The organism is Serratia rhizosphaerae (genome assembly GCF_009817885.1).
Lineage (GTDB): Bacteria > Pseudomonadota > Gammaproteobacteria > Enterobacterales > Enterobacteriaceae > Serratia_B > Serratia_B rhizosphaerae.
Genome location: NZ_CP041764.1, coordinates 2,478,588 through 2,491,927, shown reverse-complemented (window position 1 = coordinate 2,491,927; position 13,340 = coordinate 2,478,588). Strand labels below are relative to the sequence as shown.

At 52.8% G+C, this 13,340-nt stretch carries 20 protein-coding genes; 1 reads left to right on the top strand and 19 read right to left on the bottom strand.

Going from position 1 to position 13,340, the window contains the following annotated elements; translation table 11 throughout:
• Positions 1 to 10: 10 nt before the first annotated feature.
• The 18 genes from rplV to fkpA form a co-directional block, all read right to left on the bottom strand.
• Positions 11 to 343, bottom strand: a complete 333-nt coding sequence (rplV, locus tag FO014_RS11575; RefSeq protein WP_002223844.1) for a 50S ribosomal protein L22 — start codon at positions 341 to 343, stop codon at positions 11 to 13.
• Between the two features lie 14 nt (positions 344 to 357).
• Positions 358 to 636, bottom strand: a complete 279-nt coding sequence (rpsS, locus tag FO014_RS11570) for a 30S ribosomal protein S19 (RefSeq protein ID WP_004929772.1) — start codon at positions 634 to 636, stop codon at positions 358 to 360.
• A 14-nt stretch (positions 637 to 650) separates the two neighbouring features.
• Positions 651 to 1,475 carry a 50S ribosomal protein L2 gene (gene rplB, locus FO014_RS11565; RefSeq protein WP_015962147.1) on the bottom strand — a complete coding sequence of 275 codons (825 nt, stop codon included), beginning with the start codon at positions 1,473 to 1,475 and terminating at the stop codon, positions 651 to 653.
• 18 nt (positions 1,476 to 1,493) lie between these two features.
• Entirely contained in the window at positions 1,494 to 1,796 is a 303-nt protein-coding gene (gene rplW / locus FO014_RS11560; RefSeq protein ID WP_015962148.1) for a 50S ribosomal protein L23, read from the bottom strand.
• Positions 1,793 to 2,398, bottom strand: coding sequence for a 50S ribosomal protein L4 (rplD, locus tag FO014_RS11555; protein WP_004956192.1), 606 nt, complete (start codon positions 2,396 to 2,398; stop codon positions 1,793 to 1,795). The genes rplW and rplD overlap by 4 nt, the downstream gene beginning before the upstream one ends.
• Positions 2,399 to 2,408: 10 nt before the next feature.
• Complete coding sequence (gene rplC, locus FO014_RS11550; RefSeq protein WP_015962149.1) at positions 2,409 to 3,038, bottom strand: 50S ribosomal protein L3; 630 nt, start codon at positions 3,036 to 3,038, stop codon at positions 2,409 to 2,411.
• Positions 3,039 to 3,070: 32 nt separating this feature from the next.
• Entirely contained in the window at positions 3,071 to 3,382 is a 312-nt protein-coding gene (gene rpsJ / locus FO014_RS11545; RefSeq protein WP_001181005.1) for a 30S ribosomal protein S10, read from the bottom strand.
• Between the two features lie 355 nt (positions 3,383 to 3,737).
• The gene (gene bfr / locus FO014_RS11540) at positions 3,738 to 4,217 is read right to left on the bottom strand and encodes a bacterioferritin (RefSeq protein WP_105232884.1); all 480 of its coding nucleotides are present in this window, start codon (positions 4,215 to 4,217) and stop codon (positions 3,738 to 3,740) included.
• Positions 4,218 to 4,291: 74 nt separating this feature from the next.
• The gene (gene bfd / locus FO014_RS11535) at positions 4,292 to 4,486 is read right to left on the bottom strand and encodes a bacterioferritin-associated ferredoxin (protein ID WP_015962151.1); all 195 of its coding nucleotides are present in this window, start codon (positions 4,484 to 4,486) and stop codon (positions 4,292 to 4,294) included.
• Positions 4,487 to 4,617: 131 nt separating this feature from the next.
• A complete protein-coding gene (tuf, locus tag FO014_RS11530; protein WP_105229426.1) occupies positions 4,618 to 5,802 on the bottom strand; it encodes an elongation factor Tu in 1,185 nt (394 codons plus the stop codon).
• A gap of 71 nt (positions 5,803 to 5,873) precedes the next feature.
• A complete protein-coding gene (gene fusA / locus FO014_RS11525) occupies positions 5,874 to 7,988 on the bottom strand; it encodes an elongation factor G (protein WP_160029636.1) in 2,115 nt (704 codons plus the stop codon).
• Between the two features lie 97 nt (positions 7,989 to 8,085).
• Complete coding sequence (gene rpsG, locus FO014_RS11520) at positions 8,086 to 8,556, bottom strand: 30S ribosomal protein S7 (protein WP_004956203.1); 471 nt, start codon at positions 8,554 to 8,556, stop codon at positions 8,086 to 8,088.
• A gap of 96 nt (positions 8,557 to 8,652) precedes the next feature.
• Entirely contained in the window at positions 8,653 to 9,027 is a 375-nt protein-coding gene (gene rpsL / locus FO014_RS11515) for a 30S ribosomal protein S12 (protein ID WP_004930426.1), read from the bottom strand.
• A 143-nt stretch (positions 9,028 to 9,170) separates the two neighbouring features.
• A complete protein-coding gene (tusB, locus tag FO014_RS11510; RefSeq protein WP_160029635.1) occupies positions 9,171 to 9,455 on the bottom strand; it encodes a sulfurtransferase complex subunit TusB in 285 nt (94 codons plus the stop codon).
• 10 nt (positions 9,456 to 9,465) lie between these two features.
• The gene (tusC, locus tag FO014_RS11505) at positions 9,466 to 9,831 is read right to left on the bottom strand and encodes a sulfurtransferase complex subunit TusC (protein WP_172606321.1); all 366 of its coding nucleotides are present in this window, start codon (positions 9,829 to 9,831) and stop codon (positions 9,466 to 9,468) included.
• 3 nt (positions 9,832 to 9,834) lie between these two features.
• Positions 9,835 to 10,224 (bottom strand): sulfurtransferase complex subunit TusD, encoded by a 390-nt coding sequence (gene tusD, locus FO014_RS11500; RefSeq protein WP_105232888.1) that lies wholly within the window; start codon positions 10,222 to 10,224, stop codon positions 9,835 to 9,837.
• Complete coding sequence (locus FO014_RS11495) at positions 10,224 to 10,946, bottom strand: helix-turn-helix transcriptional regulator (RefSeq protein WP_172606322.1); 723 nt, start codon at positions 10,944 to 10,946, stop codon at positions 10,224 to 10,226. The genes tusD and FO014_RS11495 overlap by 1 nt, the downstream gene beginning before the upstream one ends.
• Before the next feature lie 313 nt (positions 10,947 to 11,259).
• Positions 11,260 to 12,081: an FKBP-type peptidyl-prolyl cis-trans isomerase gene (gene fkpA, locus FO014_RS11490; protein ID WP_015962157.1), complete on the bottom strand. Its 822-nt coding sequence runs from the start codon at positions 12,079 to 12,081 to the stop codon at positions 11,260 to 11,262.
• A 326-nt stretch (positions 12,082 to 12,407) separates the two neighbouring features.
• On the opposite strand from fkpA, the gene FO014_RS11485 reads away from it, so the two are divergent.
• A complete protein-coding gene (locus tag FO014_RS11485; protein WP_015962158.1) occupies positions 12,408 to 12,635 on the top strand; it encodes a SlyX family protein in 228 nt (75 codons plus the stop codon).
• Between the two features lie 64 nt (positions 12,636 to 12,699).
• Here FO014_RS11485 and slyD read toward each other — a convergent pair whose 3' ends face one another.
• Entirely contained in the window at positions 12,700 to 13,284 is a 585-nt protein-coding gene (gene slyD / locus FO014_RS11480; protein WP_160029634.1) for a peptidylprolyl isomerase, read from the bottom strand.
• Between the last annotated feature and the right edge of the window lie 56 nt (positions 13,285 to 13,340).

The window sequence follows — 13,340 nt, the reverse complement described above, 5'->3', positions numbered from 1 at the left end:
CTCCAGAGTCTCAGCGATCGGACACAACCACAGTAATGTGGCTGGTGCGCTTCAGGATGCGATCTGCACGACCTTTCGCACGCGGCATAATGCGCTTCATGCTTGGGCCTTCATCTACGAAGATTTTCGTAACTTTCAGATCATCGATGTCAGCGCCATCGTTGTGTTCTGCGTTAGCAATGGCAGACTCCAGTACTTTTTTAACCAGACCAGCAGCTTTCTTGTTGGTGTAGGTCAAAGTTTCCAGAGCTTGCGACACTTTCTTACCGCGGATCAGGTCAGCAACAAGGCGAACCTTCTGAGCAGAAGAACGAGCGTGGCGATGTTTAGCGATAGTTTCCATCTCTTCCTCCTACCTTAGCGCTTTTTAGCTTTTTTATCAGCCGCATGGCCGCGATAAGTACGAGTCGGCGCGAATTCACCCAGTTTGTGACCGACCATTTCATCGGAAACGAATACTGGTACGTGCTGACGACCATTATGGACAGCGATGGTCAAACCGATCATGTTAGGAAAGATCGTTGAACGACGGGACCAAGTGCGCAAAGGCTTCTTGTCACCGCTTTCCACCGCTTTCTCTACCTTCTTCAGCAAGTGCAGGTCAATAAAAGGACCTTTCTTGAGAGAACGTGGCATGGCTTATCCTCTAATTATTTTTTGCTACGGCGACGTACGATGAACTTATCAGTACGCTTGTTGCTACGGGTCTTCTTACCTTTGGTCTGAACGCCCCACGGGGAAACCGGGTGCTTACCAAAGTTACGACCTTCACCACCACCGTGCGGGTGATCTACCGGGTTCATCGCCGTACCGCGAACGGTAGGACGAACACCACGCCAACGTGCAGCACCTGCTTTACCCAGGACGCGCAGCATGTGTTCTGAGTTACCGACTTCACCCAGGGTGGCGCGGCAATCTGCAGGAACTTTACGCATTTCGCCAGAGCGCAGACGCAGAGTTACGTAGGAACCATCACGAGCAACGATCTGAACGTAGGCACCGGCAGAACGCGCCATCTGGCCGCCTTTACCTGGTTTCATTTCTACGTTGTGAACCGTTGAACCAACTGGGATGTTGCGCATTGGCAGGGCATTGCCCACTTTGATCGCAGCATCAACACCAGATTGGATCTGGTCACCAGCTTTCAGGCCTTTCGGCGCCAGGATGTAACGGCGTTCGCCGTCTTTGTACAGAACCAGCGCGATGTTCGCGGAACGGTTCGGATCGTACTCCAGACGCTCAACCACTGCAGACACGCCGTCTTTGTTGCGTTTGAAGTCAACCAGACGATAGTGTTGCTTGTGGCCACCACCGATATGACGGGTGGTGATACGGCCATTGTTGTTACGACCACCGCTTTTGCTCAGTTTTTCCAGCAGCGGGGCATAAGGTTTACCCTTGTGCAGCTCAGGGTTAACCACTTTAACAACGTGGCGACGACCCGGAGATGTAGGTTTACATTTAACAATTGCCATTGTTCTTACTCCTCCGACTTACTCTGCGCCGCTGATGAAGTCCAGATTCTGGCCTTCTTTCAGGGTGACGTAAGCTTTTTTCCAGTCGCTACGACGACCGATACGCTGACCGTGACGCTTCACTTTCCCTTTAACTACCAGGGTGCTCACGTCTTTGACTTCGACTTCAAACAGTTTCTGCACTGCAGCTTTGATTTCTGCTTTGGTCGCGTCTTTGGCAACTTTGAGTACGATGGTGTTTGATTTTTCCATCGCTGCAGATGCTTTCTCAGATACGTGCGGTGCACGCAGCACTTTCAGCAAACGTTCTTCACGGATCATGCCAGCATCTCCTCAACTTGCTTCACAGCATCAGCAGTCATAACCACTTTGTCGAAGGCGATCAGGCTAACTGGATCGATACCTGCTACATCGCGCACGTCAACCTTGTACAGGTTGCGGGCAGCCAGGAACAGATTCTCATCGACTTCGCCGGTTACAATCAGCACGTCTTCCAGGGCCATATCTTTCAGTTTCTGTGCCAGCAGCTTAGTTTTAGGCGCTTCAACAGAGAACTTTTCGACAACGATCAGACGATCTTGACGTACCAGTTCGGACAGGATGCTTTTCAGCGCGCCGCGGTACATCTTTTTGTTAACTTTCTGACTGTGGTCTTGTGGCTTCGCAGCGAAGGTCACACCACCGGAACGCCAGATCGGGCTCTTAACAGAACCTGAACGCGCACGGCCAGTACCTTTCTGGCGCCACGGTTTCTTACCGGAACCGGTCACTTCAGCACGGGTCTTCTGAGCACGAGTACCTTGACGGGCACCTGCTGCATAAGCAACAACAACCTGGTGTACCAGCGCTTCGTTGAAATCACGACCGAAGGTAGTTTCGGAAACAGTCAGCGCGCTTTGCGCGTCTTTCAATACTAATTCCATTGCTATCCCCTTACGCCTTCACAGCTGGTTTAACGATCAGGTTGCCACCGGTTGCACCCGGAACAGCACCTTTTACCAGCAGCAGGTTGCGCTCAGCGTCAACACGTACTACGTCCAGGCTCTGAACGGTTACGCGTTCGTCACCCAGGTGGCCTGCCATTTTCTTGCCTTTGAACACTTTGCCCGGAGTCTGGTTCTGACCGATAGAACCCGGAACGCGGTGAGACAAGGAGTTGCCGTGGGTAGCGTCTTGGGTACGGAAGTTCCAGCGCTTAACAGTGCCAGCAAAACCTTTACCTTTAGAAGTACCGGTTACGTCAACTTTTTTAACATCAGCGAAGATTTCTACGCTAATTTCCTGACCTGCAGTGTATTCCTGACCTTCTTCCAGGCGGAATTCCCACAGACCACGGCCAGCTTCAACGCCAGCTTTAGCGAAATGGCCAGCTTCAGGCTTGGTCACGCGGTTCGCTTTTTTGCTACCGGTGGTGACCTGAATGGCACTGTATCCGTCGTTATCCAGGCTCTTAACCTGAGTGACGCGGTTCGCTTCAATTTCGATTACGGTTACTGGGATGGAAACGCCTTCTTCAGTGAAGATGCGAGTCATGCCCACTTTTTTACCGACTAAACCAATCATTGTTTCAACCTCTCAATCGCTCAATGACCTGATTAACCCAGGCTGATCTGCACGTCTACACCGGCAGCCAGATCCAGACGCATCAGAGCATCAACGGTTTTCTCGGTTGGCTCAACGATGTCAACCAGACGCTTGTGAGTACGGATTTCGTACTGATCGCGCGCATCTTTGTTGACGTGCGGAGAGATCAGAACGGTAAAACGCTCTTTGCGGGTCGGCAGCGGGATCGGACCACGGACTTGCGCACCAGTGCGCTTAGCAGTCTCGACGATTTCCGCGGTTGATTGATCGATCAGACGATGATCAAACGCTTTCAGGCGGATACGGATTCTTTGGTTCTGCATGAGACCAGAGCTCCAATTATTTTATAAACGTAAATGATTACTCCTCACACCCATTTCGATTGATGGGGGAGTGTAATCGTCAACATATAACTCCCATATCGGGAGTATTGTTCGAAAGGCACAAAAGGCTGCCGATCGACTGATTCGCTAAAATCAGGCTACCAAGATTAGGTAAGCCCGCGCATTATACGCAAAATGGGCGCTAAAGCAAGGCGCAGATGAAAATATGCGCAGAATATCGGCGCTTTCATCTCATGAGGCAGGGATTGATATAAGCAGAAACAACGTGGCGAGGACTCCCCTGCCCTGCCGGCAACCAGGCTGCCGGCGGTTCAGTAAGAAGCGGTGAATCACGTCAGTCTTTACGCTCCAGCACCTGAGCCTGCGCGTAATTCTGAATGCCCAGACGCTGGATAAGGTCGAGCTCGGTTTCCAGCCAGTCGATATGTTCTTCTTCATCCGCCAGAATCTCGATCATCAGATCGCGACTGACGTAGTCATGGATGGAGTCGGCGTAGGCGATACCCTCACGCAAATTCTTGGCGCCATCCAGTTCCAGGGCCAAGTCCGAGCGCAGCATCTCCTCAATATCTTCGCCGATATTGAGCTTGCCGAGATCTTGTAAATTCGGGATGCCTTCCAGAAACAAAATACGCTCGATATAGCGATCGGCGTGCTTCATTTCATCGATGGACTCGTGATATTCCTTGTCATTGAGGCGCATTAAACCCCAATTCTTGAACATGCGGGCGTGTAGGAAGTATTGATTGATGGCAACCAACTCGTTGCCGAGCAGTTTATTGAGATGCGCAATGATCTTTTTATCGCCTTTCATAAGGTATTCCTCCTGACCAGTTCTAAAAGTGTAGAACCTGTGCGTCAAGAGTCAAAAAATGACCTTACCTTCTGTTAGGCAACTTCATGCATATGAATAATGGCTGCGCGTTCCTCCACCATAATCTGGCGTGCCTGACGAATGCATTTCCCGCAATCACTACCAATCGGCACAAGGTCTCGCAGCTGCTTCATGGTATGGGGGTTGTGCTGACGTACCGCTTTACGAATCGCTTTGTCAGTCACGGCATTACACAGACATACGTACATAGGAGACTCACTTCTTAACCTTTGAGTAAGTCTAAATAAGAATGCTTTTTATTTCAATTAAGATTTGCACAAATTGTATAAAAAAAGGGCACCGAAGTGCCCTCTTTATTGTGTTGATAAATTATCAGCGATTAAGCGATAACTTTAGCAACAACACCCGCGCCTACGGTACGGCCGCCTTCACGGATTGCGAAACGCAGACCGTCGTCCATCGCGATTGGGTGAATCAGGGTTACTACCATGTTCACGTTGTCGCCTGGCATTACCATCTCTACGCCTTCTGGCAGTTCGATGGTACCGGTCACGTCAGTTGTACGGAAGTAGAACTGTGGACGGTAGCCTTTGAAGAACGGAGTATGACGGCCGCCTTCGTCTTTGGACAGAATGTACACTTCAGATTCGAACTGGGTGTGCGGCTTGATTGAACCTGGCTTCGCCAGTACCTGACCACGTTCGATTTCTTCACGCTTGATACCACGCAGCAGAACACCTACGTTCTCACCAGCACGGCCTTCGTCCAGCAGTTTGCGGAACATTTCTACGCCAGTACAGGTAGACTTAACGGTGTCTTTGATACCAACGATTTCAACTTCTTCACCGACTTTGATGATACCGCGCTCTACACGACCGGTAACAACGGTACCACGACCGGAGATGGAGAAGACGTCTTCGATTGGCAGCAGGAACGGCTTGTCTACAGCACGCTCTGGCTCTGGGATGTAGCTGTCCAGCGCTTCTGCCAGCTCAACAATCTTCGCTTCCCACTCGGCTTCGCCTTCCAGCGCTTTCAGCGCGGAACCACGGATTACCGGCAGGTCGTCGCCAGGGAAATCGTAAGCAGACAGCAGTTCGCGAACTTCCATCTCTACCAGTTCCAGCAGCTCTTCATCATCTACCATGTCGCATTTGTTCATGAATACGATGATGTAAGGTACGCCTACCTGGCGGCCCAGCAGGATGTGCTCACGGGTCTGAGGCATTGGGCCGTCAGTCGCTGCTACTACCAGGATTGCGCCGTCCATCTGCGCTGCACCGGTGATCATGTTTTTCACGTAGTCGGCGTGCCCTGGGCAGTCAACGTGCGCGTAGTGACGAGTCGGGGTGTCATACTCAACGTGAGAAGTGTTGATGGTGATACCACGAGCTTTTTCTTCTGGCGCGTTATCGATCTGGTCGAAAGCGCGAGCAGCACCGCCGTAGGTTTTAGACAGTACGGTAGTGATTGCAGCAGTCAGGGTAGTTTTACCGTGGTCAACGTGGCCGATAGTACCAACGTTAACGTGCGGTTTTGTACGTTCAAATTTTTCTTTAGACACGGCTATATTCCTTACTATAGCGCTCTCCCCCATCAGGAGAGAGCACGGGACTTTGGTTTTAACCCTAAGGCTTATTTACCACGGGCTTCAATAACGGCCTGAGCAACGTTGTTCGGCGCATCATCATACTTCAGGAATTCCATGCTGTATGATGCACGACCTTTGGTCAGAGAACGCAGCTGAGTTGCATATCCGAACATTTCGGACAGCGGTACTTCAGCGTGGATCTTAACGCCAGTTGCTTCAGATTCCTGACCGCGCAGCATACCACGACGACGGCTCAGGTCACCGATGACGTCACCAGTGTTCTCTTCAGGCGTTTCCACTTCAACCTTCATGATCGGCTCAAGCAGAACTGGTTTTGCTTTCTTAAAGCCATCTTTAAAGGCAATGGAAGCGGCCAGTTTAAACGCCAGTTCAGAGGAGTCAACGTCGTGGTAAGAACCGAAGTGCAGACGCACGCCGAGATCTACTACTGGGTAACCAGCCAGCGGACCAGCTTTCAGCTGCTCCTGGATGCCTTTATCAACGGCAGGGATGTATTCGGTCGGAATTACACCACCCTTGATGTCGTTGATGAACTCGTAACCTTTCGGGTTAGAGCCCGGCTCCAGCGGGTACATGTCGAACACAACGTGACCGTACTGACCACGACCACCAGACTGCTTGGCGTGCTTACCTTCGATATCGGTAACTTTGGCGCGAATCGCTTCACGATAAGCAACCTGTGGTTTACCGACGTTTGCTTCAACGTTGAACTCACGCTTCATACGGTCAACGATGATGTCGAGGTGCAGCTCACCCATACCAGCGATGATGGTCTGGTTAGATTCTTCATCAGTCCATACGCGGAATGACGGGTCTTCTTTAGCCAGACGGCCCAGAGCCAGACCCATTTTTTCCTGGTCAGACTTGGTTTTCGGTTCAACGGCGATGGAGATTACCGGCTCAGGGAATTCCATACGCTCCAGAATGATCGGCGCATCTGGATCACACAGGGTATCACCCGTAGTTACGTCTTTCAGACCGATAGCCGCGGCGATGTCGCCCGCGCGAACTTCTTTGATCTCTTCACGTTTGTTGGAGTGCATCTGTACGATACGGCCGAAACGCTCACGTGCAGCTTTCACGGAGTTCAGCACGGTATCGCCGGAGTTAACCACACCGGAGTAAACACGGAAGAAGGTCAGGTTACCAACAAACGGGTCGGTAGCGATTTTGAACGCCAGAGCAGAGAACGGCTCGTTGTCATCAGCGTGACGCTCAGCCGGGGTATCTTTACCGTCGTCCAGCATACCGTTGATCGCAGGAACATCGATTGGAGACGGCAGGTAATCGATTACCGCATCCAGCATTGCCTGGACACCCTTGTTCTTGAACGCAGAACCACAGGTTACCAGGATGATTTCGTTGTTCAGCACGCGCTGACGCAGTGCAGACTTGATCTCTGCCTCGGTCAGCTCTTCGCCGCCCAGGTATTTTTCCATCAGCTCTTCAGACGCTTCAGCTGCGGATTCGATCAGGTTCTGGTGCCATTCGTTAGCCAGTTCGACCATATCGGCAGGGATATCTTCGTATTCGAAGGTTACGCCCGCGTCAGCTTCGTTCCAGTTGATAGCCTTCATTTTCACCAGGTCAACAACGCCGGTGAACGCTTCTTCAGCGCCGATAGCCAACTGCAGTGGAACCGGAGTCGCGCCCAGACGGGTTTTGATCTGGTCAACAACTTTCAGGAAGTTCGCACCCATACGGTCCATTTTGTTAACGAACGCGATACGTGGAACTTTATATTTGTTAGCCTGACGCCATACGGTTTCAGACTGCGGCTGAACACCACCAACAGCACAGTAAACCATCACTGCGCCATCCAACACACGCATGGAACGTTCTACTTCGATGGTGAAGTCAACGTGCCCTGGGGTGTCGATGATGTTTACGCGGTGCGGTTCATACTGCTTGGCCATACCAGACCAGAAAGCAGTAGTCGCTGCAGAAGTGATGGTAATACCACGCTCCTGCTCCTGTTCCATCCAGTCCATGGTGGCAGCGCCGTCATGAACTTCACCGATTTTATGGTTTACACCGGTGTAGAACAGGATACGTTCGGTAGTGGTGGTTTTACCGGCGTCGATGTGTGCACTGATACCGATGTTGCGGTAGCGTGCAATAGGTGTTGTACGAGCCATTTGATTCCTCTATTGCCTTAGGCGTTCAAGTTCAGTTAACCCAAGCGGGTGAGCCTCTTGAAGCGCCCGCTTGGTTAGCATAACTACAGCGTGGTGATTACCAGCGGTAGTGCGCGAACGCCTTGTTGGCTTCGGCCATGCGGTGAACGTCTTCACGCTTCTTAACAGCAGAACCTTTGTTCTCTGCTGCGTCAGACAGTTCATTCGCCAGGCGCAGAGCCATGGATTTATCACCGCGTTTACGAGCAGCATCAACGATCCAGCGCATTGCCAGAGCATTGCGACGAACCGGACGAACTTCAACTGGTACTTGGTAAGTAGAACCACCAACGCGGCGCGACTTAACTTCGACAGTCGGGCGAACGTTGTCCAGAGCTACTTCAAAAGCTTCCAGGTGATCTTTACCAGAACGCTGAGCCAGGGTCTCCAGCGCGGTATAGACGATTGCTTCTGCGGTAGATTTTTTACCGTCTACCATCAGGATATTTACAAATTTGGCCAGCAGCTCAGATCCGAACTTAGGATCTGGCAGAATTTTACGTTGGCCGATTACGCGACGACGTGGCATGGAAATACTCCGTTGTTAATTCAGGATTGTCCAAAACTCTACGAGTTTATTTTGACATTAAAGTTAAAACGTTTGGCCTTACTTAACGGAGAACCATTAAGCCTTTGGCTTCTTCACGCCGTACTTGGAACGAGCTTGCTTACGGTCTTTAACACCGGAGCAGTCAAGTGCGCCGCGAACGGTGTGGTAACGCACACCTGGCAAGTCTTTAACACGACCGCCGCGGATCAGGATCACGGAGTGCTCCTGCAGGTTGTGACCTTCACCACCGATGTAGGAAGTCACTTCGAAACCGTTGGTCAAACGCACACGGCATACTTTACGCAGTGCGGAGTTTGGTTTTTTAGGTGTGGTGGTATATACGCGGGTACATACGCCACGTTTTTGCGGGCAGGCTTCCAGCGCTGGAACGTTGCTTTTAGCAGCCTTCACAGAGCGTGGTTTGCGAACCAGCTGGTTAATTGTTGCCATTAAAAAAGCTCCTGGTTTTTGCTTCGTACTAGCTTCGTAAACATGTGATAAATCCCCTCGTATGCACTATTGGCAAAGTACGAGGACGCAGAATTTTATTGCCGACCCGAAGAGGTGTCAAGAAATATACAGCATAGTCGTCATTACCACGCCATTTGGCTGCGATGCATTGTGGTTAATTCAACGAAGTGATTATAGTCAATGACGGTGACTTTGTGCGAAATATGACCACTCAGCCCCCGCGCCTCCAGGTCATTGCGCAGCGCATAAAGAGAGATGGGGGCAGCGAGCAGTAAATCAAGGTGAGCGCCGGCCAGCGCGGCCAGCACGCCGTCCTGCAGCAGCAGCAGCGCATCGCCGGGCGACGCCTGACGCAACAGCGTCGGCAGATCGCACTGCGCAGGGGAACGGCTCAGGGTAAACAGCATCGGGACATTCCTAAAAAGTCATCACCACATCGAAGGCGGCCAGTTTTTGTCGCAGGGCTTCAGGCGCCAGCACTTCGGCCTCCAGCACCCAATTTTCCACCTGTGCCAGACCGCGCGCCTGCAGCGACGCCTCACACAGATAACATTGCTCAACGTCATACAACGGCAAAACGCCGAACGTTGCGATGTAGTTGCGCCCCAGCACCGTTTCCGGCTGCTGGCCCGGCAGCAGCTGCAGCACGCCGTCGCCGATAAAAAACACGCCCAGATCTTCGCTCAGCGCCGACGTGGCGAGCAAGGCATCAAGTCCTTCCCGCCCGGAGGCGCTACCGTGCGGTGCCTGGGTAAAAACAAAGGCCACTCGTTTCATCGTCATCTCTTAAAACTGTACCATACGGTCGCAGCCAAGCGCGGCTTCCGCCAGCGCGCCCAGCCCGCTGAGCGTAAAGCCAGGCTGCAGATTCGCCGCCGCCAGTCCCTGCTCACGCGCCTCATGTTCGTCGGTAACGCCACGGCGCAACGCCGCCGCCACGCAGACGTTCAGCACGACGTTATGCTGCTGCGCCAGCTCGGCCCAGGCGCGCACCAGATCGAACTCATCACTGGCCGGCGACGTCAGCCGGTTGGCATTCAACACCCCTTCGCGGTAGAAAAACACGCTATTCAGCCGGTGTCCGGCCTCAATCAGCGCCAGCGCGAACTGATAGGCGCTGCTGGCCTGCTGCGTACCGTAGGCCGGCCCGGTGACTAACAGGCAGTAATTCAGCATCACCGTTCATTACCCAGCAGGTCGCCGCTTTTAAACTGGCGGATATACAAATACACGGTGTGTTTGGAGATATTCAGCCGGTCAGCCACCTGGTTGATGGCATCCTTGATATCAAAAATCCCCTTCTCGTACAGGTTCAATACCACCTGCCGGTTTTTGACGTTGTTTGACACGTTACGGTCGGCGTTCACCTCTTCAATGGTGAACTCCAGCGTCTGCGCCACCAGATCGTCCACCGACGAGGCGAAGTTCACCGACGAGGCGATTTCCTGGGTTTCCGGCGGCATAAAGCTTTGCATCACCTGAGAGAACGGCACGTCAAGGTTCATATTGATGCACAGCAGGCCGATCACGCGCTGCTCGCGATTGCGAATGGCGATGGTGACGGATTTCATCAGCACGCCGCTTTTGGCGCGGGTGAAATAGGCCTTGGACACGCTGCTGTCGTCGCCGGCCATATCGTGCAGCATACGCAGCGCCAAATCAGTAATCGGCGAACCAATCTGCCGGCCGGTATGCTCACCGTTGGCGATACGCACCGCAGAGCATTTCAAATCTTCCAGCGAATGCAGCACGATCTCGCAGTGCGAGCCGATCAGCATCGCCAGACCATCGACCACCGCCTCATAAGACTTCAGGATTTCATAATCCGTCTGGTTAAACGGACGCTCATTGAGCAAATCAAGCTCGCCGGCTTCGCTGGATAAAAGCGAATTAGACATCGAAGATACCACCCTCATAAATCGTCTGTGCCAGGGGGCGCAGCTAAAACAGCTCGTATTGATCGAAAACAGTTTTAGATACACGCCCTAAGGGGCAGACGCATGACATAATTGTCTGAATCCGATCCCGGTCGGCACGACCGAAACCAAACCCTTTCATTTTCGCGTGGTATTGACGTTAAGCTCATGCCCGGCAGGCGTCAAGTGATCAGGCCGAGGAGGAAGATAAAGTTGCGGCAAGATTGGCAAGGATGGCGGGGAAGTAAACGAAAACCGCCGCGACATCATCGCGGCGGTGGCGCACAGGATTCGCTTATTTAGCTTTCGCTTTAGCGTCCGCAGCGGCAGGTTTTTCTGCTTTGGCGTCAGCTTTCGGCGTGGCTTTCACGTCCAGCAGCTCAACGTCGAACACCAGGGTGGAGTTAGCCGGGATGCCAGGAACGCCGGTTTTACCGTAAGCCAGCGCCGGTGGGATAACCAGCTTGATTTTACCGCCCTTCTTGATGTGCTTCAGACCTTCGGTCCAGCCAGGGATAACGCCGTCCAGACGGAACGACAGCGGCTCGCCGCGGGTGTAAGAGTTATCAAACTCTTTACCGTCGATCAGGGTGCCCTTGTAGTTCACCACCACGGTGTCGCTGTCTTTTGGCGCATTGCCGGTACCTGGTTTCTCTACCTGATACAGCAGGCCGGATTCCGTTTTCTTCACGCCTTTTTCTTTGGCGAAGGTGTCACGGTATTTCGCGCCTTTCTCTTCGTTCTCTTTCGCGTCCTGCTCCATCTTCGCCTGAGCGGAAGACTTCACGCGCGCTTCGAAGCCCTGCAGGGTTTTCTCAATATCCGCGTCATTCAGCTTGCTCTTGTTGGCGAAAGCGTCCTGAACGCCGGCGATCAGCTGGTCTTTATCCAGTTTGATACCCAGTTTCTCTTGCTCTTTGAGAGAGTTGTCCATGTAACGGCCCAGGGACGCGCCCAGCGCGTAAGCCGCTTGTTCGTCATCGTTCTTGAATTTGCCGGTGCTTGGCGCCGCGGCGGCATCAGCAGGTTTTGCCGCATCGGCGGCCATAGCCTGAGTCGCATTCAAAGCAAAAGCCATGGTGGTTGCCAGAAGCGTGACTTTAAACAAAGATTTCATCCATTTCTCCAGTGTCTGAAGCGGTGCCCCAAACAATCATTAAGTAAGATAACCGGGCTACTATAGCGGGCTGCAAGAAAACAAGACAGTCGCACAGGTAACCAATCGAGTCAAAGTGTGACTTCGTATTCAAAGAGAAGTTTCCTCTCATTTTTACCCGCATGATAAATCAGACTTTTCTTGCCCCGCTGCGGCGCCATGGCATAAAACCACTCCGCCATGACCGTTTTTACCCCCCGCCTCAGATAAATAGCACAGCGCAAAACGCGCCGCAGCTGTTACCATAACGCCAGCAATCAAGATTTAACAGTGTCAGAGGTCACGCCATGCACAACGCCGGCAATGAAAGCCTGTTACAACGGCTGGAAGAGTTGGAAAGCCGTCAGGCTTTTCAGGAAGTCACCATCGAAGAGTTGAACCAGACGGTTGTTCAGCAGCAGCTGGAGCTGCTGAAAATGCGTGAGCACCTGCATCTGCTCACCGATAAACTGCGCGCCGCGCAGCCTTCCATGATCGCCTCGCAATCGGAAGAAACGCCGCCTCCCCATTATTAACCGCTGCGCCGCAGGAGCATAAAAAAAGGCCGCCGAAGCGACCTTTTCCTGCAGCGTGCTGCGCTTAGTGGCAGCCGCAACCGCCGTTGCCACAGCCGCCTTTTTTCTCTTCAGCGTGATCGTGACCATGGTCGTGGTCGTGACCGCCGCAGCAGCCGTCGCCGTGCTCGTGGTGATGATCGTGCTCACCGTGAACGTGGCCGTGAGCCAGTTCTTCCGGCGTTGCTTCACGGATAGCCACCACTTCAACGTTGAAGTTCAGGTTCTGGCCCGCCAGCATGTGGTTGCCGTCAACCACCACGTGGTCGCCGTCCACTTCGGTAATTTCAACCGGAACCGGCCCCTGATCGGTATCAGCCAGGAAACGCATGCCAACCTGCAGTTCGTCAACGCCCATGAAAACGTCTTTTGGTACGCGCTGCACCAGGTTTTCATCATAGTTGCCGTAGGCTTCGTTAGCGCCAACGTGAACGTCGAAACGATCGCCCACCGCATGGCCTTCGAGCGCTTTTTCCAGACCTGCAATCAGAGAACCATGCCCGTGCAGATAGTCCAGCGGTGCACTCACCGGAGACTCATCAACCAAAACACCGTCTTCTGTACGTACTTGGTAAGCCAGGCTGACTACCGAGTCTTTTGCTACTTTCATGATATCTCCTACCGTTGGATACTTTCAGCTGCGCCAGCCTGGGCCGACAGCAACTC

Bases quoted from the DNA above. Each gene is read 5' to 3' on its own strand.
- rplV (WP_002223844.1), bottom strand. From the start codon at position 343: ATGGAAACTATCGCTAAACATCGCCACGCTCGTTCTTCTGCTCAGAAG.
- rpsS (WP_004929772.1), bottom strand. From the start codon at position 636: ATGCCACGTTCTCTCAAGAAAGGTCCTTTTATTGACCTGCACTTGCTG.
- rplB (WP_015962147.1), bottom strand. From the start codon at position 1,475: ATGGCAATTGTTAAATGTAAACCTACATCTCCGGGTCGTCGCCACGTT.
- rplW (WP_015962148.1), bottom strand. From the start codon at position 1,796: ATGATCCGTGAAGAACGTTTGCTGAAAGTGCTGCGTGCACCGCACGTA.
- rplD (WP_004956192.1), bottom strand. From the start codon at position 2,398: ATGGAATTAGTATTGAAAGACGCGCAAAGCGCGCTGACTGTTTCCGAA.
- rplC (WP_015962149.1), bottom strand. From the start codon at position 3,038: ATGATTGGTTTAGTCGGTAAAAAAGTGGGCATGACTCGCATCTTCACT.
- rpsJ (WP_001181005.1), bottom strand. From the start codon at position 3,382: ATGCAGAACCAAAGAATCCGTATCCGCCTGAAAGCGTTTGATCATCGT.
- bfr (WP_105232884.1), bottom strand. From the start codon at position 4,217: ATGAAAGGCGATAAAAAGATCATTGCGCATCTCAATAAACTGCTCGGC.
- bfd (WP_015962151.1), bottom strand. From the start codon at position 4,486: ATGTACGTATGTCTGTGTAATGCCGTGACTGACAAAGCGATTCGTAAA.
- fusA (WP_160029636.1), bottom strand. From the start codon at position 7,988: ATGGCTCGTACAACACCTATTGCACGCTACCGCAACATCGGTATCAGT.
- rpsG (WP_004956203.1), bottom strand. From the start codon at position 8,556: ATGCCACGTCGTCGCGTAATCGGCCAACGTAAAATTCTGCCAGATCCT.
- rpsL (WP_004930426.1), bottom strand. From the start codon at position 9,027: ATGGCAACAATTAACCAGCTGGTTCGCAAACCACGCTCTGTGAAGGCT.
- tusB (WP_160029635.1), bottom strand. From the start codon at position 9,455: ATGCTGTTTACCCTGAGCCGTTCCCCTGCGCAGTGCGATCTGCCGACG.
- tusC (WP_172606321.1), bottom strand. From the start codon at position 9,831: ATGACGATGAAACGAGTGGCCTTTGTTTTTACCCAGGCACCGCACGGT.
- tusD (WP_105232888.1), bottom strand. From the start codon at position 10,224: ATGCTGAATTACTGCCTGTTAGTCACCGGGCCGGCCTACGGTACGCAG.
- FO014_RS11495 (WP_172606322.1), bottom strand. From the start codon at position 10,946: ATGTCTAATTCGCTTTTATCCAGCGAAGCCGGCGAGCTTGATTTGCTC.
- fkpA (WP_015962157.1), bottom strand. From the start codon at position 12,081: ATGAAATCTTTGTTTAAAGTCACGCTTCTGGCAACCACCATGGCTTTT.
- FO014_RS11485 (WP_015962158.1), top strand. From the start codon at position 12,408: ATGCACAACGCCGGCAATGAAAGCCTGTTACAACGGCTGGAAGAGTTG.
- slyD (WP_160029634.1), bottom strand. From the start codon at position 13,284: ATGAAAGTAGCAAAAGACTCGGTAGTCAGCCTGGCTTACCAAGTACGT.